Below are 23,685 nucleotides of genomic sequence, written 5' to 3' on the forward strand. Positions count from 1 at the left end.
CTAAACTTTTTACAGTTTAAAATCTGCTAGTTTCCCTATGACCGCGAAAAATTTATACGCTTATACCCTCCAGCCTGTGAACTATGAAATTTCAGAAGCCGAGCAACGTCATGCTCAGCTGGTGATCTGGCGTAGTACCAATAAAATTGGCATGAAAGCATGGCTGATTATGGGTGCTGTTGTTGCACTTTCTATTCTGGGCATTCTGCTTCTGAAGAACTACTCTACCGTGTTCTGCTGGGTAGCGATTGTCTGTGTGGTGTTGTATTACCTGATCCGTACCTTTGGTCTGGAATGGTATGTTAAACGCAAGATGAATGAATTTCCGGTTCAGGAAATCAAGGGCGTTCGCCTGGGCGTACAGCCGCACGGTATCGTGATGCGCCAAAAAATGGGTATGCAAGAAGGTGTTGGCGCGATTAGCTGGAAAGACATCTATGAATGGTACAACACACCAGAATTTATGTTGGTCAATTTCAAGGTTAAAGGCCAGCAAGGTGCATACATCCTGCCTAAACGTCTGGACAGCAAAAACTTTTCTTTTGCCACGATTCGCAAACATCTTGAAGCAGAAGTCGGTCCGGCAAAACAAATTTAACCGCTTCATTCTTTCATAAAAAACCTCCTGCCTCGGCATGGAGGTTTTTTTAATCACACAACATTGAATGATAATGAGAATAAATATTATCTTCAACATCTATAATTTAGGCTTAAATTTCAGTTATAATTTTGGCATTATTTTTATCGCTTACCCTTAATCTGACCACCATGATTAAAAAGACATTTTTCCAAATCCACTGGTTTCTGGGGATTACAGCAGGTTTAATCCTCTCGATAATGGGGGTCACTGGCGCAATCTATTCCTATGAACAACAAATATTAAAATGGATAAATAGCGACAGTTATACGGTTCAGGTTCAACAACGTGAAAAACTTACGCCTGCCCAGCTATATCAGCACTTTAACCATACTGCACCTGACATGAAGATCAACAGTATTACCGTGGCACAAGACCCAAGTGCTTCAAGTACTGTAAATGTTGCTAAAGAAGGTGCGCGGCGTGGCCAGAACATCATGGTCAATCCATATACCGCAGAAGTATTGCCAGAGATTAAGGGCCGGGAATTTTTCCAGTTTGTTCAGCAGTTGCACCGTAATTTAACAGTGGGCCCGGTGGGTAAACAGATTACCGGCGCCTGTACCCTGATGCTGATCTTTTTCGTACTGTCAGGCCTTTATCTGCGCTGGCCGAAACGTCATTCGATCAAGCAATGGTTGTTTATAAAACCTCAACTGAAAGGCCGTAATTTTATCTGGGATCTGCACGCGGTTGTGGGGACCTGGGTAGTGATTTTCTACCTGATTCTGGCCTGTACCGGCCTGTACTGGTCTTATGACTGGTGGCGCAACGGCATGTTTAAGGTGCTGGGTGTGGATCGCCCGCAACCGGAAATGCAGACCAATGCCGGCAATAACCGTGGTGAAGGCCGTCAAGGTGGCGACCGTGGCCCACGTGCTGAAGGTGAGGCACGAGGTGAAGGCCGTCAGGGTGGCGAACGCGGTGCTCGTGGTGAAGGACGTGAAGAAACTGGCATGAATCCAGAAAATATCTCTCGCGCACTGGATCTGAGCTGGGCTGGTTTTAATACTCAATTTGCTCACAAATACTCGACTGTGACATTTAACCTGCCGAAAAAACCGGATGGCGAAATGCAGCTGAGCTTTGTCGACCCTGTAGTACAGCATGAACGCGCCCGGAACAATGCTACTTATAATTACCGGACGGCTGAATTCACCAAAGTTGAAATGTACGAAGATAAAAAGCTCAATGAAAAAATCATGAGTAGCATGTTACCGGTGCATCGAGGTAGTTTCTTTGGTCCGATCTACCAGTTCTTTGTCATGGTCGCAGCCTTGTTGATGCCCTTGTTTTTTGTGACCGGCTGGATGCTCTATCTGAAACGCCGCAAGCAGAAAAAATTAACCTTGGCAGCACGTCAAGCTACAATGATTCAGCCTTTAGATCCAAATGCCAAACCGTGGCTCATTGCTTATGCCACACAAACAGGAGTTTCCGAGCAGCTGGCCTGGCGTACAGCGACTGCCCTGCAGGAGGCGCGGCAACCTGTAACCGTCAAGCCGGTGCAGCAGCTCACACTAGACGAGTTACAGAAAACCGAACAGGTATTATTTGTTGCCAGTACGTATGGCACGGGAGAAGCACCGGACCGGGCCTCTTCTTTTGAGAAAAAAATCCTGTCTGCAAAAGCTGATCTTAGTCATTTAAGCTATGCAGTATTGGCCTTGGGCTCTCGGGAATATCCGGACACCTACTGCAGCTTTGGCCATCGAATTGACCAGTGGCTACACCAGAACGGTGCGCACCAGCTTTTCAAGACCATTGAAGTAGATAATGCCAATAATGAGCATATTCAGCAGTGGAATACTGCACTTGCACGGGTGACTCGACTTGAACTGCAAGCAATGAATATTGATAAGACTTTTGATCAGTGGATCTTGAGCAAACGTGAACTGCTGAATCCCGGTAGTCTAGGTGCCCCTGCCTTCAATATTGAACTGGTTCCCGAGCATGAAGCAGTCTGGCAGGCAGGTGATATTGCCGAGATCCAGCCAGGAAATAGCCCGGAACGTATTCGTGCATTTATGCAAAAATACCAGATTGCTGCCGGTACACAGGTCCCATCTCTGCAACAAAGCATTGAACAGGCGCTTTGGGACCGTGATCTGACTCAGGCTGAACCTTTTGATTCTCTGGATCAGCTTCTTGTCCAGTTACCAACCTTGCCAACGCGCGAATACTCGATTGCCAGCATTCCAAGCCAGCAGGTTTTGCGTCTGGTAGTGCGTCAGAAAACCGATGCCGAGGGTAATCTGGGATTGGGGTCCGGCTGGTTGACTCAACATGCAGCACTGAATGCACCCGTTGCGCTACGTATTCGCAGCAATGACTCTTTCCACCTGATTAATGACAACCGTCCGATTATCTGTATTGGTAATGGTACCGGTATTGCAGGACTATTAAGTCTGCTCAGTGCACGTAACCGTCAGGACTATACCCTGAACTGGCTGATCTTCGGTGAACGTCAGCGTGAACATGATTTCTTCTTTAAAGAAACCATTCAGGCCTGGCTGCAAATGGGAACTCTGAAACGTCTCGATCTGGCCTTCTCTCGTGACCAGGAGCAAAAAGTTTATGTACACCATAAACTGCGTGAACAGGCTGAAGAACTGAAAGCCTGGATTGCTCAAGGTGCAGTGATCTATGTCTGTGGTAGCATCAATGGTATGGCCAGCGATGTAGATCAGGCGCTGACTGATATTCTCGGTGAAAGCGTACTAGATCAATTACGTCTGGATGGCCGCTATCGCCGTGATGTATATTAATATAAGCTGATATAATAAAAACCGGGCTCAATAGCCCGGTTTTTATTTGAAGATACAGAAGTAATAATAAAAATATTGATAAGAAAAAGGAAACGTGGATGCTCAAGCAACTGAAACGAAGTCTCAGCCTGATTTCTGGCTTGGTTCTCTGCATATATAGTATCTGGTTAATGAGCCATGGGCAGAGGCATTTTGCCATCACCCTGTTTCTCATGATTGGTGTAGCACTTATCCTGTACGCCCTGCTTTTTTCATCTATTCAGCGCTGGAAACAGAATTCCCGGTTCAGGACATGGTTCTGGAACTGTCTCTGGGGCGGTTTTTTTTGTTGGATCATCAGTGTCGCGGCCTTCTTCGCCTATATCCAGATGTCGATCAACTCCAATATTCCAACACAACCCGCTACAGCAATTCTGGTATTAGGCAGTGGCATTGACCAGGGTCAGCCTTCCCCCATTCTGAAAAATCGTCTGGACACTGCAGCAAAGTATGCAAAACGCTATCCCAATACCTTGATGATTATGACCGGTGGACGAAATCTCTGGGAAAGACAGAGCGAAGCTGAAGTCATGCAAAATTATATTCATAGGACCTATCCGCAGCTCAAAAATCCGATTAGTTTAGAAGATCAAAGCAGAAGTACCCAACAGAACCTGCAATATTCTCAAGGGATCTTGAAACAACAGAATATAGGACAACATGAACCCATTGCGATTGTCACCAGCGATTTTCATAGCCCTCGCGCGCGGGCCATTGCCAGACATCAGGGTTATCAACACGTCATCAGTCTGAGTGCCAGCACTCCCCAGAATGTCCGCTACAATTCCTGGCTTCGTGAATATTTTGCTTTGATTAGTGGCTGGCTGCTAAATGAATATTCACTATTTAAATAAAAAAATGTTGAAAAACAGGAAAATTAATTTAAACGAATCTTTCTGGGCAAAGGCATGTCCGGATTTTTAAACAGTTCCGGCTTTTGCATATAGATCTGATACAGATAGTTCTTAATATCAAGTAATAGTTTTTCTGGTGCCACCAGAATATTCTGTCCTTCTGGCGTCAGGTCAAGCGAGACAATGGTACTTTCCTGGCGTAAAAAAGGAATGACTTTTTCTACAAAATCCTTGAGGCTAATTTCCTGAATATCGTAATTCACCCAATTATCTTTAATGAGCAGTCGCGCCAGACTTTTACTGTGCCAGCTGGCAAATGCACGTTGTCCGGTAGGCGTGGCACACAAAGCCCAGCCATCCTGATAAAGCGCAAAAATGCCAGCATTGGCAACAATGGCTTCAATATATTGCTTATAAAGTTGTTGAGGGTCGTATACCGTATGTTGAAATTTGGACGCTGCCTTGCGCTGATAGGGATTTCTCATGGTCGTGAAATCTTAATATTATTATAATAGAATCAGATTCTAAGGAAAAAACAGAATTGAGGCAAGAAGATATGGTGGGCGCTGACGGGATCGAACCGCCGACATTCTGCTTGTAAGGCAGACGCTCTACCAACTGAGCTAAGCGCCCTGAGAAAAACAACAGCGTTGTTTTTAATGACGCAAGACTAACAAGGAATGTTGTCTTGGTATCTGGAAAACTTAGATCTCAGGAATCCAAGCTTCTCATCTTAAGATGGCGCAGCGGACGGGGCTCGAACCCGCGACCCCCGGCGTGACAGGCCGGTATTCTAACCAACTGAACTACCGCTGCATCGCAAAAGAATCTGGTGGGCGCTGACGGGATCGAACCGCCGACATTCTGCTTGTAAGGCAGACGCTCTACCAACTGAGCTAAGCGCCCTGATAAAGATTGTCAATCTTTAGTTTATTAAATTCAGGCTCAGGGACCTCAATTTAATTTCTCTTGAAATGGCGCAGCGGACGGGACTCGAACCCGCGACCCCCGGCGTGACAGGCCGGTATTCTAACCAACTGAACTACCGCTGCATCGCAAAAGAATCTGGTGGGCGCTGACGGGATCGAACCGCCGACATTCTGCTTGTAAGGCAGACGCTCTACCAACTGAGCTAAGCGCCCTCAAAAGGTCTATCGTATAAATGGCGCAGCGGACGGGACTCGAACCCGCGACCCCCGGCGTGACAGGCCGGTATTCTAACCAACTGAACTACCGCTGCACTTACACAATGTCGCTAATGTGGCAAACGAAAATCAAGATCTTAAAGTGGCGCAGCGGACGGGGCTCGAACCCGCGACCCCCGGCGTGACAGGCCGGTATTCTAACCAACTGAACTACCGCTGCAACTATAAGGTCTCAACGTGAAAGAGCTTGGTGGGCGCTGACGGGATCGAACCGCCGACATTCTGCTTGTAAGGCAGACGCTCTACCAACTGAGCTAAGCGCCCTTTCTAAACGTCTATCATCGTTTGATGGGTGCATTATAGAGAATCTGCACAGCCTGTCAAACGCTTTTCGGAATGTTTTCCACTTTTTAGGTGTGAGTGATTAAAAAATAGGTTGTTTGTTAAAAAAAACAACACTTTTTGTTTATTTTTTAAGTCTCTACCGAAATTTTTTAATTTTCAAAATGAAAGTTGAAGCAAAATTTTGTGTCTTACCCTGCGAAGTTTCAGTCTTAGCGATGCCATGTGCTGCGATTCTGATTAAGGATTATACAAAGCTTTAAAATACTCGACGTTGTGTTCATGTAATCTTTCAGCTGTCATTTATTTTTATTCAGAACATGACAGAAAACCTAATCTGCAACTCATGATTTAATCCGTTTCATGCGAGGAAAATACCAGCTGGGTCAGATTGATGAATTTCTTCTGCTGTCTCAAACAAGCAGATTCAACCCATAAAAATAAAATCATTTTCACATGATCTTAAAATCTACATTTTATTCGCTCTTCGAAAAATCCAGCAAATTTAGATCCAATGGCTGCTCTGAAATATAAACCAGTGCATCCTCACTGATCAGGTCAAATAGTTCAGCGATCTCTGGATTACGCATGCGGATACAGCCATGCGACAGTGGCTCCCCCATCTTTTCAGTTTCTGGAGTGCCATGAATATAGATATATCGTTGATAGGTATCACAGCCCGGGCCTTGATTAAAACCAGCTTCAAGGCCACTCAGCCATAAAATGCGTGTCAGAATCCAGTCCCGCTGCGGGAATTCTGCCGCCAATTCGGCATTATAAATTTCACCTGTCGCCTGACGTGCCACAAATACACTATTTAAGGGAGCATCCTGACCAAATTTTTCGGCGACCTTGTGCCAGCCACGAGGAGTCTGGCCACTGTTTTCAGTTTCGCCAATTCCATTTTTACCCGTAGAGATCAGATATTGCCTGTCTAGACGTGGCAGATACAGTTTTTGTTGAGCAAGGTCAATCAGGATGTCGGCTTGATCCAGCTGTAAGTTATTCATGACTTGTTATTCTCTGACTCTACTTTCTTTAATTCTGCTTTGTTTGACTTTTCTGGATTTAACTGGCTCTCTGCAGACTGCGCTGCCGGCATATCTGTCTTTTCTAGGTCGACTGCATTTTGCTGAATGATGACCGGATTGGGTTCAGGGCGTCGCCATAACCAGATCGCGACAATGAGCATGGTAATATCAGTAAATGCTTTGACTGCCAACGGCGCCGTGGTAAACAGCATGATAATTCCACTGATCAGCATCATAATACTGGCTAACCATTTGGCCTTACGCGGCACAGTACCATGGGCACGCCAATCTCTTAAGGTCGGGCCATATTTAGGATGATTCAATAACCAGGCATCCATTTGTGGCCAGCCTTTGGATGAGGCCCAGGCGGCCAGAATCAAAAAGACCGTTGTTGGCATACCCGGCAGGATTGCACCGATAAAGCCCAGGATCACAAACAGCACCACCAGACTTCGCCAAAACAACACTTTCATACATCAACCCTAACCGCAGAATTCAGGTAGTATAAAGCGTTTTCCGATACTGTCCGTTGTATTTCTGCACTTTTCACAGGTTGTACTATGCCCTTTTCCAGTTTAAACCAAAATCTTGTAGAAGTATGGCAACGTTATCAACATCCTCTGGTGCGTCAGCTGGCATTCGCTGTCGGCAGTCCGAATATCTTGTCCGGTATTCCGGATAAACTTGAGCTTATGCATCACTTTGAACTGCATGACAGCCAGACCTGGCAGCACTATCTCAGCCGTTACCATCCACGTTTAGAATTTCTTGATCAGCATCCAGAAGAATTAATCGAATTTGTGCAGCAACTGAAAAGTACACGTTTAGGGCTGCGCTTTGAAATGCTGATCTGGTTCTGGTTACTGGATGATGCCTATCATCCGTATCAGCTGCTTGCTCATAGTCTGCAAAAGATTGAAGGCGCAAAAACCCTGGGGGAGCTGGATTTTCTGTTATTAAATACTGATACAGGACAGATTGAACATTGGGAAGTGGCATTAAAATATTATCTGGCCGAAGCAGATTTTAGCCTGCCACATTGGTATGGCCTGAACCGTACCGATACTCTGATCAGAAAAATGAAACATTTCACACAAAAACAATTCCAGTTTGATGAGGCTTTGCAGTATTCCATTCAAAGACGATATTGCGTCCTGAAAGGACAGTTATATCTGCCTACACATCGTGCTGACCAGCCGATTCCTGCGTGGATCAATACCGAACGTCGTCTGGGTTTATGGGGACAGTATATTCCTGCAGCCCGGCACGGTTTCTACCGTCTGCAACGACATGAATGGATTTATCCGCAAGCCCAGCCAAGTAGTTTGACTGCGCGCTGGTGGACGAATGGACTTTATAAAAAAGCCGACAGCAACGATTTTTATATGTACCGACAACCGGTGCTGATTCTGAACTCATCGCATAAGCCCCTATAAAGCATTACATTTATTAACCGAAGCACTATGAAAACCACATATTTTTTAGAGCGTATATTTTTTACTCTAAGTCCCACATCATAATAATTTTATTATTGATTATACGGAGATGATGATGAAAAAAATTCTTGCTGCTTCATTAATGATGGCTTTTGTATTGACTGGCTGTAACACCGTAAAAGGCATGGGCAAAGATGTGTCTAAAGCGGGGAATGCAGTAACCAACACTGCTGAAAAAACTTCTGATGAAATTCGTCAAAACTAGTTTTTTCCTGATCGTTCACAGAACCCTATCTTAGATAGGGTTTTTTTTATCTCATTCATTCACATTCAAGCTCATATTCGCCTATCATAGGGCCGAGAAAATTATCGACTGTTGAAAACTGCATGAGCTCTTCCGCTACCCTCGATTTAAGTCTGCAACTATTACGCCAGCCTTCCGTTACCCCTATCGATCATGACTGCCAAAATATTATGGCTGAACGTCTAGAGAAGGTTGGTTTCAATATTGAATCCATGCGTTTTGAAGATGTAGATAACATCTGGGCACGCAAAGGTACAGAAGGCCCGGTATTCTGTTTTGCTGGCCATACCGATGTCGTTCCAACAGGGAATCTTGATGCCTGGAACTCAGATCCATTTTTACCTGAGATCCGTGATGGCAAGCTTTATGGTCGTGGCAGTGCCGACATGAAGACCGCTTTGGCAGCTATGGTGGTTGCAACAGAACGTTTTGTAGAAAAACATCCAGACCATAAAGGCTCGATTGCCTACCTGATCACTTCAGATGAAGAAGGTCCGTCGATTAATGGTACGGTGAAAGTGATTGAAACACTCGAAGCGCGTAATGAAAAAATCACCTGGTGTCTGGTTGGTGAGCCGTCTAGTACCAATACGTTGGGTGATATTGTCAAAAATGGCCGTCGTGGTTCGTTAAATGCCAATCTCACAGTCAAAGGCAAACAGGGTCATGTGGCCTATCCCCATCTGGCGGTAAATCCGATTCATACTGCCTCTAAAGCGATTGCCGAGTTATGTGACACAGTCTGGGATCATGGCAATGAATATTTCCCGGCAACCTCTTTCCAGATTTCCAATATCAATGCAGGTACAGGCGCAACCAATGTTGTTCCCGGTACCATGAACCTATTGTGCAACTGGCGCTATTCAACCGAAGTGACTGCCGAAGAACTCAAATCACGTACCTTGGAAATTCTGGATCGTCATGGTGTGGACTATGATGTTTCCTGGACTTTATCGGGCTTGCCTTTCCTGACTCCTGTCGGCGAACTGGTGAATGCAGCTAAAAATGCTATTCTGAATGTAACAGGCACTGAAACCGAACTATCCACTTCAGGTGGTACTTCTGATGGCCGCTTTATTGCGCCTACCGGTGCACAAGTACTGGAGCTTGGCGTGTTAAATGCTACGATCCACCAGATCAATGAGCATGTCAATATTGCCGACCTAGAGCCACTGGCTGAAATTTATGAGCAGATCCTGGTCAACTTACTTGCGAATTAAATAAATAGATAACGTAATAAAAAAGGAACTCTATAGAGTTCCTTTTTTAGTTGTTGCTTTTAGTTACAGTCCAATTGCAGCCTGAATATGGGTCATATTTGGAATATGGAACAGCCGCTCATCCATGCGCACATATTGAAAGATGGCAGGATCATTTACCTGCTGATCGACATCGACTACTTCGGAAATACGAATCCGGATGGTGTTCGGCATTTCATTGCACATCAGGGCAAAGCGCTGATTGATTTCATCGCCCTCAATCACCAATGCCACCCCATTTTGACGTAACGGATCATTCACTGCATAGACCGGCAACTGTGCCTCATGCCATTCCACTGTCTTGACCTGGGTATTGCTATCCAGGGCTGACAGGACAATGTTTTGTGGCAACAGCATCGGTTCTTTACCATGACAGTCAATAATATAGGCATCAATAAATCCGGTCGATACCGTAATCAGATGCTGAAGTTCCTGCTGGCTAATCTGATCAGCCAGTTTGCCGCTTGAATTGGTCTGACTCATGTATTACCCCTGTTTTTCAGCAATCAGTTGTTGAATATTGGCCAGCAGTTCCGCTTCCTGGAACGGTTTACCCATATAGTGCGTTACGCCCAGGCTAAATGCACGTTCACGATGTTTCTCACCGGTACGTGAGGTAATCATGATAATCGGCAAGTCACGGTGAATATCATGGTGACGGACCAGATTGGTCACTTCAAAACCGTCCATGCGCGGCATTTCGATATCCAGCAACATTAGATCCGGTCTGACGTTTTCAAGCTGCTCGATCGCATCCACACCATCTTTGGCAGTGACAATATCATAGCCTTGACGTTCAAGCAGACGCGACGTTACCTTACGTACAGTCACCGAGTCATCGACAATCATTACCAGACGGCGTGCATTGGAATAACGTGATCCATCACGCTGATCATGCAGCTGTTTGACACGCTGTGTCGCCTGAATCTGACGGGCAATATTCTGTCCATCAAGAATCAGACAAACCTGACCATCACCCAGAATCGTAGCACCCGCCACTACACCGATAGTGGCAAACTGATGTCCAATCGGTTTCACTACAATTTGCGCTCGTGAACCGACCAGCTGATCGACCAGCAAGGCAATGGTTTGACCACTATTGCCTTTGATCAACAGCACCGGCAATGAATGTCCAACATTATTCAGACGTGGAATCGGCTGGTTACCCACAAATTCAGATAAATAACGCAGCTTATATTTTTCGCCATCGATCTTGAAATAGTCGTCGTTACTGTTGAAGTACGTTTCCAATGTGATCGGCGCAATACGCACAATTCGGTCAATCTGAGCCAGAGAAATCGCGTATTGCTGATCGCCTACTTTCACCATCAAGGCATCGCTGACTGCTACGGTAGTCGGTACACGAATGGTAAAGATAGTGCCTTGGCCCAGTTGTGAACTGACCGACACATGACCACCCAACAATTTGATTTCACTTTGTACTACGTCCAGACCGACTCCACGACCGGAAATCTGGGTCACTGCTTTCGCGGTACTGAATCCCGGATGGAAAATAAACTGTAACAGCTCTTCCGAATCCAGTGTCTGGTCTTCTTTGATCAGGCCTTGACTTAAGGCCTTCTCACGAATTTTCTCTGCATCAATCCCCTTACCATCATCACTAAAGGACACGATCACATCGGTTCCCTGACGGCTGATATTCAAGACAATCGAACCGACTTCCGGCTTGTTCAGTGCGATACGATCTGCAGTATCTTCCAGACCGTGATCAATTGCATTACGCAGCATATGCTCGAATGGGGTGACCAGACGCTCCAGAATATTCCGGTCCAGTTCACCTTCGGTATTTTGCACGATCAGTTCTGCAGGACGGTTCAAGGTGGTCGAGGTTTGACGCACGATACGCTGTAAACGCGGCAGCATCCGGTCAAACGGAACCAGACGGGTACGCATCAGGCTTTCCTGAATTTCGGCCTGAATACGGGATTGTTGTAATAACAGCCCTTCAGTTTCGCGAATTTTGTCGGCTAAGGTACTCTTGAAGTCGACCAAATCCGATGCAGATTCTGCCAGTGATTTAGACAGCTGGTTGAGCGACGAATACTGGTCCATTTCCAGCGGGTCAAAGTCAGCATAGCGCGAATTCTCTGAACCATGTTTGGCAATAATCTGTGATTCCAGCTCTCCTTCCATTCGACGCAACTGATCGGCAAGACGCTTGATCGCCAGTTCCATTTCGTTCAGTGTATTGCCAAGCTGGCCCAGATCCATCTCGATACGTGAACGGTTAATCGAGTTCTCACCAGACAGGTCAATCATCTTCTCGACCAGATCGGCAGAGATACGGATCATCTCGTTATTGGTATCGCTGGCTCCACTATCCGCCCATTCACCCATCATGTGTGGTGGTTCAGTACCATCGCCTTCAACAAAGCCAAAGTCGCTGACCACCAGATTGTCTGTTTTCGCCAGACGCTCAGGCAATTGTGCCGTGACATCCACAAAGGCGATCTTTTTCAGACTGCTGTGCAGCTGCTCAAAACCGCTATAGTCGCGCTGGAAAATCGCCTGTCTTAACCAGGTCAGGGTTTTCTGCAACAGACCATCATAGGCATTCGAGTTAAACTGATAGACGGCAAACTGCTCGAAAGACGTTTCCAGCTCATAGGCAACGCTGGCCACTTCTTCAACATCTACCATACGTGCGCCACCCTTGATACTGTGGGCAGCACGCTGTAATTGCAGCAATAAACTACGGTCACTACGCTGGTCAAACCATTGATTGAGCAGCTTCTCGGCATTTACCAGAATTTCTTCGGCTTCTTCGAGGAAAGATTCTTCTACAATGGATTTCAGTTCATCTTCTTCAGAACGTTCCACTGAACTATCATTAATTGCATCAGCAGAAGGTTGCGAAATTGCCGGTAATTCTTCAGTTTCAGCCAGATCAGCAACTGGTTGCTCCGTCGTTGCTGATTCTGCCAGTTGCGGTTCAGAAATTGCTGTAGCTTCAATCTCTTCCACTTCAATTGCAGCAACTGCGCTTTCAACAGCAGTCCCAGCCTGTCCGGAAACTAGCGACTGAATATTCTGCAGAATTGAAATCGCTTCCGTTGCAGGATAGTCAATGCCTTCATCACGAATGGATTGAATCCGATCCGAAACGTTGTCCTGTACCAGACGGATAACCTGGATTAAAGCAGGGGTCACGGCAATTTGCTGGCGGATTACACGTTCATAAATGCTTTCCAGTTCATGCGCAATCAAGCCGATATGTGAAGCTGAGATCATGTTTGCACCACCTTTTAAGGTATGCAAATGACGCATCAGGTTGTTCAGCGAAGCTGTATCATCCTGCTTTTTGCTCCAGGTATTCAGGTCTTCATCAATGCCTGCAAGCAATTCATCTGCTTCTTCCAGGAAGATACTTAATAATTCTTCATCAAAATCACGGTTGGTCTCAGCACTTTGCTGCTGCTGACGATCCAAAGCAATACGCTGGCTCAAGCCTGCAAAATCGACACTGGCTGTTGCCACAGGTTCGGCTGCCTGGGTAACTTCTGTCGTTACCTGAACATGCTGAATTGCATGATCTTCAGCAGGTATTTCAAGATCCTGCTGCACAAATGCAGACAATTCACTGAGTATTTTTTGAATTTCTTCATTCAGAATGACACGCTGCCCTGCGGCCAGGGTATCAAACAAATGAATAAACTCTTGATGCGCCTGTGCAAACAGCTCATAGGCATAATTGCTCTTCAATAACACTGGCTTTTCAAGCAATGCATCATAAGCCGATTTCAGATCACTGGTAAATTCATGAATACCCTGGGCTGCCCGGCTCTCTGTATGGGCCAGCAATTCTGCAGCCTGCTGACTGAGTGCCTGAATATATTCCGGATAATCAACCTGGGCGCGTTTATCAAATTCAAACTCGGCATCCAGCAACAGATCAATATCCAGCTCAACCAGTTTGGACACCAGACCCTGTGTCTGAATACTATTTTCAGTAACTGCAAAGCCATAATCATGCCAGACACGTTCAAAGGTTGCATAGACCGTATCCAGTTTTGCGGTATTGCCCTGACGTAGCAGGTGCAGATAGTCACTCACGAACTCCGCATACTGAATCAGCAAAGCAGTTTCTTTTGAAGTAGAAGCAATTTCATCCTGTAGCAAAGTTTTGAACAGATGTTCCACCTTGGAGCTGGCTTCAAAAATCTGCTCAATCTGCGCCATGGATGAACTGCCGCGCAGGGTATGAATCGCACGGATCAGGGCATTATAATCTTGTGATTTTTCATCTTCAGTACGAAGGAAAGTCGCAATCGTATCCAGATGCTCTTCTGCTTCTTCAATAAAGATTGCCACTGTCTCTTCAATATCACTGCGAACAGGGATTTCTACTTGAGCTAGAGCTGGCTCAGCTGCACCTAACCCATTGTCTGCATTATCTGCAAATTCAAGACCTGTTATTTGACCTTCTGCAGTTAAATGATCTGCCAATATCAATAATTCCTGCAGCGCAGGTTCAGGTGTAATTTGTTGTTGTAATTGTTGCCCCAACAGCACCATTGGGCGCAGATCGAGATCAAGCGGCTGGACTTGTTTGAATTTCGGATATAAAGCATATTGATAGATATTCAATACTGCTTGAGCAAATTTCTGCACGGTCGGTGTCAGTGGAATTGAACCCGACAAAACCCGATTCAGGGTATCTTCCACCGCCCAGGCCATCTCTCCTGCCGATTTGGCACCGACCATACGGCCTGAACCTTTCAAGGTATGAAAATGGCGACGAATAGTCTTCAGATTTTCTTGATGATCTGGATGACTTAACCATTCTGGAAATAAAGCATTTAACTCAACGAAGATTTCTTCAATTTCTTCAACAAAAATTTCAAGAATTTCTGCATCTTGGTCAAGATAACTATCTTCAGGAAGCGTTGTCGTTTCAACTAAATTTTTTAATATTTCTTTCATAGCTCATGCTTCTTACGTTATGCCGCCAAGAAGGGCGCTCAAACTTAATTGTGACCGTCACGCGATACCTAACGTATGAAGTTAAGTACATCTTGTCGAGGCTTTATCTGTATTTCTTGAATGTGTCTCAACCGCAGTCAAGACACATTTCCCCATCATTTCTGACTTTATTCTGGCAGTTTAAAGTCAGCTACAGATTCACGTAATGCATCGGCCATGTTTGCCAGTTCGGATACCGAACGCGCTGTATCGAAGGTCGCACTGGTGGTTTGCGAGGTAATTTCCTGTACGACATTCATCGTGGTCGCAATATGACCCGCAGAAGCCGACTGCAGTTTCGCAGCATCAGAAATGTTCGCAATCAGTTTTGCCAGGTTATTCGATACCGTTTGAATCTCATCCAGTGCCACACCGGCATCTTTAGACAGGTTCGCACCACGCACAACCTCAGCCGTAGTTTGTTCCATCGAGATTACGGCTTCGTTCGTATCCGTCTGAATGGTTTTTACCAGACCTTCAATCTGCTTGGTTGCAGAGGCAGAACGTTCTGCAAGACGCTGTACTTCATCGGCAACGACCGCGAAACCACGACCTGCTTCACCCGCCATCGAGGCCTGAATCGCTGCGTTTAATGCCAGGATGTTGGTCTGGTCGGCAATATCGTTAATCAGGGCTACGATGTTACCAATTTCCTGAGAAGATTCACCCAGACGTTTAATACGTTTTGAGGTTTCCTGAATCTGTTCACGAATCGTGTCCATACCCTCAATCGAGCGCTGTACAACATCTGCACCGTTTGCAGCAATTTGTACCGAACGGTCTGCTACCACAGCTGATTCATCGGCGTTGGCAGATACCTGATCAATCGACATCGCCATTTCATTAATCGCTGCAGAAGCACCAGCAATTTCTTGTGCCTGATGTTCAGATGCTTCAGCTAACTGGTTGGTAATGCTTTGTGTGGTCGCGGTATATTGCGCAACTTCTTGTGAAGTTTCAGTAATACGCGATACCAGGTCACGTAACTGGTCGATCGCAAAGTTAATCGAGTCGGCAATCGCACCGGTAAAGTCTTCAGATACCGTTGCATATGAACGTAAGTCACCATCTGCAAGGTCGGCGATCTCATCGAGTAAACGTAAAATCGCATTCTGGTTACGGTCATATTCTTCTTGTAAACGGCCCACACGCTGCTTATCTGACAAGCCACGCAGAGAAAGTAACTTGAATACACACAGCAAGAAACTGACTAATAATGCAATCAGCAGGACAGCTGGAACTACTGTTTTAAGACCTGAGTTACCTGATAATTTATTCAGGTTGTCTAAAAGTACATCAGACTGGGAAAAAATTGATGCAGCAGCCTGACGAACTTTGACGATCTGTGCAGAGTTTTTAAGAATAATTGCTGATGCAGATTCCAGTACGTCATCATATTCAGCCTTGATTCCTTCCAGAGATTCACGCAGGGTTGGATCATCAATACGCTGTACACCCAGTTCAGCAGAACCATTTAACTGAGCATTTAAATATGAGCCGAAAGTTTCGGTATCGGCACTGAAGTCATCTGCAGATTCACGTGAACCATCAGTACCCGTCAGTACCAGACTGATCGAACGCAAAATACGTTCCGCAATAAATACCTGGTTTTTGGCAATAACAACCTGGTTCGACGGCATGTCTTGACGTGCCATCTGGTCAACCATCAAGTTATATTCGGCCTGAATCCCCGGAATTGCCTCACCAATCGCGATATTGGTGTCGTATAACTGGTTAATAATCTTTTGTTGCGAGGTAATCAGATCAATACTGCTGGAAACTTCTGTCCACTGTTTATCAACTGCCTGCAACGCATCATTATTGGAGTGAATACTTTTAACTGTCTCAAGATTTTCAGCAAAGGCTTTTTGCGAGTCAGTCAGGTTTTTCATAGCTTCTGGTGTACCGGAAGCGGTCGCCTCAGTCGCCTGGCGCGAAATGGTTTGCGAGAGGAGACGCAGGTCACCCAGACTCTGAGTAAGTTCGTTGGTACGTGGTACACTATAAAAAAGATACAATAAAGTGATCAGTGCGGCTAAAAGACAGCCTGCTGCTCCATAGATCAGCGGTTTTGATTTCTCACTATCACCGAAGACACGTGATAACTGATCTATTTGCGTTTGAATCTTAGCTAAAAAAGCATTACCGCCCTTGCGGCCAGTGCTCTCACCTGTATTTTTCTTTTTAAGTTTAAAGCCCATGCAGCCTCTCCCCGGTTGACGCCTTGCTTACTTTCGAGCGCGACATTTAATTTATAAATTTTATAGATGCGTTCATAAATTTTGGATTTTGCAACAGACGACTGAATAAAAACACATGCCACTGCTGGTTGTGCTGATGGAAAAACCCCTGACAATATTCTTGTAAGTTTTTATCCAATTCAGATTTCTTCGAAAAGAAACTTTTCTTATTGAAATGTTGTATACCCAAAACTTGATCTACGACCAAACCCACATACTGGTCATTATGGTTGATGCATAATACTTTTTGAGTCGGTGAAAATTGGCTGCTTTGCCCTGATACATATTGCGTCAGATCAGAAACAGACAACAGTCTTCCCCGGATATTCGCCAAACCCAATACCCAGGCTTGTGTCTTGGGTACCGGCGTATATTTTGGGGGATAAATCACTTCTGATACTTCCCCCAGCGGAGCAACAAAATATTGCCCCATCATCTCAAAAGCAATGCCCGACCATCGGTTAACTTCATTGCCATTGGAAACGTAGTTTTTATTTCCACGTTTCGCAATGCGAAGCAATTCGATAAATCCATTTGCTGCCATAGAGCTTATCCTGCATTGAGGTGCTGCTTAATTACATCTATTAATTGTTTTTCATCGACTGGTTTTGTTAGATAGTCCGCTGCGCCTTGACGCTTGCCCCATACGCGGTCAGTAGCCTGATCCTTGGTACTCACAATCACGATTGGAATGTGTTTGGTTGTTGCCCCACGTGCAATCTGGCGGGTCGCCTGAAATCCATTCACGCCCGGCATCACTACATCCATCAGAACCAGATCCGGCAGTTCTGCCTGTGCCATGGTGACCCCATCTGCCCCATTAGCTGCTTCAATCACATCAAAGCCATGTTTAGAAAGAATCTCTCTAAAGCGAAAAGTTTCTGTCGGTGAGTCATCCACAATTAGGATACGTGCCATGCCAATTCCCCAAAAAAATCAAATATATTAAGCACTAATATGGTTACGGATTGCAGTTAGCAATTCATCTTTACTAAAAGGTTTGGTCAGGTATTCATCGGAACCCACGACACGACCTTTGGCCTGATCAAATAAGCCATCTTTACTTGATAGCATAATCACAGGAATATTCTGGTAATTCTGAGAGTTTTTGATTAAGGCGCAGGTCTGATAACCATCTAGGCGCGGCATCATAATATCTACAAAAACGATATCCGGATTTGCTTCGGCAATTTTTGATAAAGCCTCAAAACCATCTACCGCAGTAATGACTTCATAACCTTCACGCTGAAGAAGAGTTTCTGCAGTACGACGAATGGTCTTTGAGTCATCAATAACCATAATTTTTAGATTTTGGAATTTATCGTCCATTTGTTTAACCCTTCCCATTTTAGAAACTATATGCCATAAGGCTCATAGGATTATTTTATTACGATCGATAAACATTTTTAACATAAAGTCACTTGTATTATCAATGAACATTTTCTACACAAGTAGACAAAATCATTTATTTTTAACAACAGCTTCACATTTTATTATGGTTATTGGTTTTTTTTTGACTAACGGTAGTTTTTTATTGATAAATTTAAGTCTAATATAACAATATTATTACTTTAAAATAAGTAATTTAGCCAACTTTAAATTCGGGGAGCCAATGATGAGTCAGTTTTCAATAAAACTTGCTGTCATTGATAAAAATAAAATGACTGGTCAATTCATTGTTGCTGTATTGTTGCTCTTGCAGCTCAGCTTAACTTGTGCGAGCAGTAACCAGCTCCCACAAAAAGCCACCTGGTACCGTTATTACGACAGTAAAGGTGTGGCCAATATCAGCACCAATGTTACGCCCAATCATATCCGTTATGGTTATGAGGCACTTGACCAGAATATGCAGGTCATTAAACGTGCCCGTCCTTATAACGCTGAAGCCGATATCAGACAAGCCCCGCAACGTGCTCAACAGGCGCAGCGGATTGCGGAAGACCATAAACTTAAGCGAGCCTATAACAATAGTCAGACTGCCTTGCAAAAAAAGAATGACAGCCTGACCCAGTTAAAAAAGCAGATTGATTTTCAGCAAGAGCAAATTAAGCAATTGCAAAAAGATCGGATCATGTTCGTTCGCCAGGAACGGGAATATTTACGTAAAGGTCAAACTCCACCGGCGCACCTCAAAACCATGCTGGAAAATAATCAGAAAAATCTCATTTCCCAAAAAGAGAATATTCAATCTTTACAAAGTCGCTATCGAAATCTGGAAGCAGAATACGACAAAATTATCGCCCGTTTAAAAGCACTTGAATAAATGCAAATAGTTGGCCAAGGCTTTGATTCATAGCTAACTAAAAGGACTCATATGCAACCTGCACCGCACTCTCATGATTTAAATATGCTTTCGCCGCGCTCTGTGCTAATCGTGAGTGCACTTTGCTTAAATATGTTTTTAGTGGCTTGCGACAAAAATGAACCTGCAGTGCAAGCCGAAACCCCAAAATCTATTGAAGTCATTTCACAGGATTTAGTTGCGGTTCAATCTGGCAATTCAGTTCAAAAAACCGCATTTACCGGCACCATCCGTGCAGTCAATCAAAGCAGCATACAGGCACAGGTCTCTGCCACTGCTACCAGCGTAAACGCGCAGGTAGGTCAATCAGTTAACAAGGGACAGGTACTGGTACGCCTGAATAACCAGGACAATGCAGCCCGTCTGGCACAAGCACGTGCCAACCTGGCCTCCACTCAAGCGCAAGCCAATCAGGCCCGCAATATGATGCAGCGTAAAAAGCGCCTGCTAGATCAGGGTTTTATTTCAAAAGTAGAATATGAACAAAGTCAGGTGGACTATCAGGCACAGCTGGAAAATGTCCGTGCCCAGCAAGCCAATGTTGATATTGCCCAGAAAGCAGATCGTGATGGCATCATGACCAGCCCGATCAGTGGTGTAATTACCCAGCGCCAGGTTGAGCCTGGCCAGACCGTTGCAATTGGACAAACCCTGTTTGAAATCGTCGATCCGAAACGGCTGGAAATTCAGGCACGCGTACCCAGTGATCTGCAATCAGGTTTAAGGCTGGGCAGTAAAATCGAATACACTATTCAAGGTAATCCAAACCGGCTCACTGCCGTAATTAGCCGGATTTCCCCTATTGCAGATCAGGCCAGTCGCCAGATCGAATTCTTTGCCACGCCAAATGAAACCATTCCCTCGCTAAGTATCGGCTCCTTCGTTGAAGGCAACATTCTGAGTTCACAACAGATTTCCGGACAGCTGATTCCATTGGATACCATTCAGGATATCCAGAACAAACCCTATGTCTGGGTGATTCGCCAGAATAAAATTATCAAGGTCAATGTTCAGGTACTAGAACAGCGTTATAGCGATAACATTGCCGTGGTTCAAGGACTGGAAAATGGTGATCAGGTCAGCCGGGTTAAGTTTAGCGAAGCCGATCTGCAAAAAACTGTCACCCTTCGCGCCAACTAAAGCCATTCATACAGGATCATTGATATGTGGTTTACCCGAATTAGTGTGAAGTATCCGGTTTTCACCATCATGATGATGTTCTGCCTAATGGTGCTGGGGCTGGCTTCATGGCAGCGGATGGGCGTTGAAGAATTCCCTGATGTCGATTTCCCTTTTGTGGTGATCTATACCAATTATCCAGGCGCTTCTCCGGAAACGGTTGAATCGGAAATCACCAAGAAACTCGAAGATCAGATCAATACCATTTCCGGTTTGAAACAGGTGATTTCCCAGTCTAGTGAAGGCCTGTCCATCATCACCACCGAATTTAATCTAGATGTGACCTCTACCACAGCAGCTCAGGACGTGCGGGATAAAATCGCCTCTGTGACTGCTGAATTCCGGGATGAAATTCAGGAACCGATTGTCGAACGTTATGATCCGACAGCAAATGCAGTGATGTCGATTGTATTTGAATCTGACAATATGGACGTAAAAACACTGAGTTCATATCTGGACCAGCGGATTGTGCCACAACTGCGTACAATCCCAGGGGTCGGTACGGTCAATCTGTTAGGTGATGCACAACGCCAGATCCGGATCCAGGTAGAGCCGCAAAAACTGCAAGCTTTTGGTATCGGTGTAGATAGTGTCATTAATACCTTAAAGGCAGAAAATATTGAAGTCCCGGGAGGCACTCTCAAGTCTGGGAATTCGGAACTGGTTATTGAAATCAATTCCAAAGTGCTGCATCCCCTCGCCTTCGGTGATCTGGTCATTGCCAATAAAAACGGCGTACCGATTTTTCTCAGACAAGTGGCCAATATTCAAGACAGTCAGGCAGAGCTGGAATCCGCTGCCTTTTTGAATGGGAAAGCTGCAGTTGCAATTGATATTTTGCGCAGTTCAGATGCAAACGTTATTGAAGTAGTAGACAAGACCTACGCAGCTTTAAAAAATATTGAAGCGCAGCTTCCACAAGGCACTACCTTACAGGTGGTGGTGGACGCCTCCAAAAGTATCCGTGGCACCATTGGCGATGTAGCCCGCACTATTGTGGAGGGTGCAGTACTGGCTGTGCTGATTGTCCTGCTGTTCCTGGGTTCTTTCCGTTCAACCGTAATTACCGGTTTGACTCTGCCGATTGCACTCTTGGGCACGCTGACCTTTATCTGGGCCTTTGGCTTTAGCATCAATATGATGACTTTGCTGGCGCTGTCCTTGAGTATTGGTCTGTTGATCGACGATGCAATTGTGGTGCGTGAAAATATTGTCCGGCATGCCGATATGGGCAAAGATCATGTGACTGCTGCACTCGATGGCACCAAAGAAATTGGACTCGCTGTGCTGGCCACCACACTGACCATTGTTGCCGTATTCCTGCCTGTGGCCTTCATGGGCGGTATTATTGGCCGCTTTTTCTACCAGTTCGGGGTCACGGTAAGTATAGCCGTGCTGATCTCAATGTTTGTCAGCTTTACCTTGGACCCGATGCTCTCTGCACACTGGGCAGAAAAGAAAAAAGATCCGAACAGAAAGCCAGGCCGGATACAACGTTTCTTTAACTGGATTTCCGGCAAGCTGGATAATTTAAGCCATGTTTATGAAAAACTGCTAAAACTGGCACTGCGGTTCAGATTTATCACCCTTCTGATTGCCGTTGCTTCATTATTTGGTGCCTTGGGGTTATCCAAGCTGATTGGTACCGAATTTGTACCAGTTCCGGATAAAGGCGAAATCCGGATCAAGTTTGAAACACCAGTCGATTCATCGCTTGAATATTCACAAGCCAAACTGCAGCAGGTGGATCAGATTATTCGTCAGCATCCGGAGGTCAAAGCCACCTATGGGGTGATTAATGGTGCAACCGACCGCGGTAAAAACCATGTCAGTTTACGGGTGACCGTGACACCGCGTACCGAGCGTGAAAAAACCCTGAATGAGCTGAATAATGAATTCCGTCAGCGTCTGCAATCTGTTGCCGGAATCAGCATTACCTCGGTGGCATCCGCTGATGAAACCGTATCAGGTGGTCAGAAACCGATCATGATTTCGATCAAAGGACCTGATCTGGATGAACTGCAAAAAATTTCCGATCGTTTTATGACGGAAATGGCTAAAATTGATGGCATTGTTGATCTGGAAACTTCATTGAAAGAGCCCAAGCCGACGCTTGGTGTCCAGATCAATCGTGTCCTGGCCAGTGATCTAGGCTTATCGGTGAATCAGATTGCCAATGTGGTCCGTCCACTGATTGCTGGTGATGATGTCACCACCTGGCAGGATGAAAAAGGTGAAACCTATGATGTAAATCTGCGCCTGACCGAAAACCAGCGTAGCTTGCCAAGCGATTTACAGAATATGTATATCACTTCGAATAAAACCACTGCCAGCAATCAACCAATTCTGGTTCCTCTTTCAAGCGTGGCCAAATTTGAAGAAAAGCTCGGCGCTTCGCAGATTAACCGACGTGATCTGGCTCGTGAAGTACTCGTAGAAGCGAATACGTCTGGACGCCCTGCAGGCGACATCGGGGCTGATATCAGCCGCTTGCAAGAAAATTTCGATATGCCACCGGGCTATAGTTTTGACACTCAGGGTTCCAATGCCGATATGGCAGAATCTGCAGGTTATGCCTTGACCGCGATTACCCTATCAATTGTATTTATCTATATTGTACTCGGTTCGCAGTTCAACAGCTTTATTCACCCTGCGGCAATTATGGCTTCATTGCCATTGTCGCTTATTGGGGTATTTCTGGCCTTGTTCCTGTTTAATTCGACCATGAACCTGTTTTCGATTATCGGGATCATCATGCTGATGGGACTAGTGACCAAGAATGCGATTCTGCTAATCGACTTTATCAAGAAAGCCATGGACCGCGGTGAAGACCGTTATGATGCGATTATTGAAGCAGGTAAAACCCGTCTGCGTCCCATTCTGATGACCACCAGTGCCATGGTGATGGGGATGGTTCCGCTGGCCTTGGGACTAGGCGAAGGGGGGGAACAAAGTGCACCCATGGCACACGCCGTGATTGGTGGCGTGATTACCTCTACCCTGCTGACTTTGGTGGTGGTCCCGGTGATCTTTACCTATCTGGATGACTTTAAGAATTTTATGCTGCGTCAGGCATGTAAAATCATGGCATAATTTAATGCAACACAATGAGGTGACATTCCCAAATGCTCACCTCATTTTTTATTGTATAATCCCTGCTTTAACG

At 45.4% G+C, this 23,685-nt stretch carries 17 protein-coding genes, 8 tRNA genes and 1 pseudogene; 9 read left to right on the forward strand and 17 right to left on the reverse strand.

What is annotated here, in order from left to right:
- The first annotated feature begins 37 nt into the window (after window positions 1-37).
- From AY607_RS10205 to AY607_RS10215, 3 genes are all read left to right on the forward strand, one after another.
- The gene (locus AY607_RS10205) at window positions 38-598 is read left to right on the forward strand and encodes a YcxB family protein (RefSeq protein ID WP_064096401.1); all 561 of its coding nucleotides are present in this window, start codon (window positions 38-40) and stop codon (window positions 596-598) included.
- 170 nt (window positions 599-768) lie between these two features.
- Window positions 769-3,405, forward strand: coding sequence for a PepSY domain-containing protein (locus tag AY607_RS10210; RefSeq protein ID WP_081408814.1), 2,637 nt, complete (start codon window positions 769-771; stop codon window positions 3,403-3,405).
- Between the two features lie 98 nt (window positions 3,406-3,503).
- Window positions 3,504-4,298, forward strand: coding sequence for a YdcF family protein (locus tag AY607_RS10215; RefSeq protein WP_064102465.1), 795 nt, complete (start codon window positions 3,504-3,506; stop codon window positions 4,296-4,298).
- 23 nt (window positions 4,299-4,321) lie between these two features.
- Here the strand turns inward: AY607_RS10215 and AY607_RS10220 are convergent, their stop codons facing one another.
- The 11 genes and pseudogenes from AY607_RS10220 to AY607_RS10270 all read right to left on the reverse strand — a co-directional run.
- Entirely contained in the window at window positions 4,322-4,783 is a 462-nt protein-coding gene (locus AY607_RS10220; RefSeq protein ID WP_064102466.1) for a DUF2750 domain-containing protein, read from the reverse strand.
- 72 nt (window positions 4,784-4,855) lie between these two features.
- Window positions 4,856-4,931, reverse strand: a tRNA-Val gene (locus AY607_RS10225).
- Between the two features lie 106 nt (window positions 4,932-5,037).
- Window positions 5,038-5,114 (reverse strand) — tRNA-Asp (locus AY607_RS10230).
- Between the two features lie 14 nt (window positions 5,115-5,128).
- Window positions 5,129-5,204: transfer RNA gene (locus AY607_RS10235), tRNA-Val, on the reverse strand.
- 69 nt (window positions 5,205-5,273) lie between these two features.
- Window positions 5,274-5,350 (reverse strand) — tRNA-Asp (locus tag AY607_RS10240).
- Window positions 5,351-5,364: 14 nt separating this feature from the next.
- Window positions 5,365-5,440, reverse strand: a tRNA-Val gene (locus tag AY607_RS10245).
- Between the two features lie 21 nt (window positions 5,441-5,461).
- Window positions 5,462-5,538: transfer RNA gene (locus tag AY607_RS10250), tRNA-Asp, on the reverse strand.
- 48 nt (window positions 5,539-5,586) lie between these two features.
- Window positions 5,587-5,663, reverse strand: a tRNA-Asp gene (locus AY607_RS10255).
- 28 nt (window positions 5,664-5,691) lie between these two features.
- Window positions 5,692-5,767, reverse strand: a tRNA-Val gene (locus AY607_RS10260).
- Window positions 5,768-6,261: 494 nt separating this feature from the next.
- Window positions 6,262-6,795 (reverse strand): cell wall-recycling L,D-carboxypeptidase ElsL, encoded by a 534-nt coding sequence (elsL, locus tag AY607_RS10265; RefSeq protein ID WP_064096404.1) that lies wholly within the window; start codon window positions 6,793-6,795, stop codon window positions 6,262-6,264.
- A 140-nt stretch (window positions 6,796-6,935) separates the two neighbouring features.
- Window positions 6,936-7,289, reverse strand: a pseudogene (locus AY607_RS10270) (YbaN family protein); the annotation flags it as partial.
- Window positions 7,290-7,376: 87 nt separating this feature from the next.
- On the opposite strand from AY607_RS10270, the gene AY607_RS10275 reads away from it, so the two are divergent.
- From AY607_RS10275 to dapE, 3 genes are all read left to right on the forward strand, one after another.
- Window positions 7,377-8,252: a DUF1853 family protein gene (locus AY607_RS10275; protein WP_064096406.1), complete on the forward strand. Its 876-nt coding sequence runs from the start codon at window positions 7,377-7,379 to the stop codon at window positions 8,250-8,252.
- 115 nt (window positions 8,253-8,367) lie between these two features.
- Window positions 8,368-8,517 (forward strand): entericidin A/B family lipoprotein, encoded by a 150-nt coding sequence (locus AY607_RS10280; protein WP_064096407.1) that lies wholly within the window; start codon window positions 8,368-8,370, stop codon window positions 8,515-8,517.
- A gap of 122 nt (window positions 8,518-8,639) precedes the next feature.
- A complete protein-coding gene (gene dapE / locus AY607_RS10285) occupies window positions 8,640-9,776 on the forward strand; it encodes a succinyl-diaminopimelate desuccinylase (protein WP_064102467.1) in 1,137 nt (378 codons plus the stop codon).
- Between the two features lie 63 nt (window positions 9,777-9,839).
- On the opposite strand, the gene AY607_RS10290 is transcribed toward dapE, so the two are convergent.
- The 6 genes from AY607_RS10290 to pilG form a co-directional block, all read right to left on the reverse strand.
- Complete coding sequence (locus AY607_RS10290) at window positions 9,840-10,298, reverse strand: hypothetical protein (RefSeq protein ID WP_064096409.1); 459 nt, start codon at window positions 10,296-10,298, stop codon at window positions 9,840-9,842.
- Window positions 10,299-10,301: 3 nt separating this feature from the next.
- Window positions 10,302-14,759, reverse strand: coding sequence for an Hpt domain-containing protein (locus AY607_RS10295; RefSeq protein WP_064102468.1), 4,458 nt, complete (start codon window positions 14,757-14,759; stop codon window positions 10,302-10,304).
- A 167-nt stretch (window positions 14,760-14,926) separates the two neighbouring features.
- Window positions 14,927-16,999 (reverse strand): methyl-accepting chemotaxis protein, encoded by a 2,073-nt coding sequence (locus tag AY607_RS10300; protein ID WP_064102469.1) that lies wholly within the window; start codon window positions 16,997-16,999, stop codon window positions 14,927-14,929.
- Between the two features lie 46 nt (window positions 17,000-17,045).
- Window positions 17,046-17,582, reverse strand: a complete 537-nt coding sequence (locus tag AY607_RS10305; protein WP_064102470.1) for a chemotaxis protein CheW — start codon at window positions 17,580-17,582, stop codon at window positions 17,046-17,048.
- A 5-nt stretch (window positions 17,583-17,587) separates the two neighbouring features.
- Window positions 17,588-17,956: a response regulator gene (locus AY607_RS10310; protein WP_064096413.1), complete on the reverse strand. Its 369-nt coding sequence runs from the start codon at window positions 17,954-17,956 to the stop codon at window positions 17,588-17,590.
- Between the two features lie 27 nt (window positions 17,957-17,983).
- Window positions 17,984-18,367, reverse strand: a complete 384-nt coding sequence (pilG, locus tag AY607_RS10315; RefSeq protein ID WP_064096414.1) for a twitching motility response regulator PilG — start codon at window positions 18,365-18,367, stop codon at window positions 17,984-17,986.
- A 286-nt stretch (window positions 18,368-18,653) separates the two neighbouring features.
- On the opposite strand from pilG, the gene AY607_RS10320 reads away from it, so the two are divergent.
- Genes AY607_RS10320 through AY607_RS10330 form a run of 3 tightly spaced genes read left to right on the forward strand, consistent with a single transcriptional unit; the run spans window position 18,654 to window position 23,612 of the window.
- Complete coding sequence (locus AY607_RS10320; RefSeq protein WP_064096415.1) at window positions 18,654-19,301, forward strand: hypothetical protein; 648 nt, start codon at window positions 18,654-18,656, stop codon at window positions 19,299-19,301.
- Window positions 19,302-19,352: 51 nt separating this feature from the next.
- Entirely contained in the window at window positions 19,353-20,480 is a 1,128-nt protein-coding gene (locus AY607_RS10325; protein WP_064102471.1) for an efflux RND transporter periplasmic adaptor subunit, read from the forward strand.
- A gap of 24 nt (window positions 20,481-20,504) precedes the next feature.
- The gene (locus tag AY607_RS10330) at window positions 20,505-23,612 is read left to right on the forward strand and encodes an efflux RND transporter permease subunit (RefSeq protein WP_064102472.1); all 3,108 of its coding nucleotides are present in this window, start codon (window positions 20,505-20,507) and stop codon (window positions 23,610-23,612) included.
- Window positions 23,613-23,685: the final 73 nt, after the last annotated feature.

Source organism: Acinetobacter sp. SFA, from assembly GCF_001647535.1.
Classification (GTDB): domain Bacteria; phylum Pseudomonadota; class Gammaproteobacteria; order Pseudomonadales; family Moraxellaceae; genus Acinetobacter; species Acinetobacter pecorum.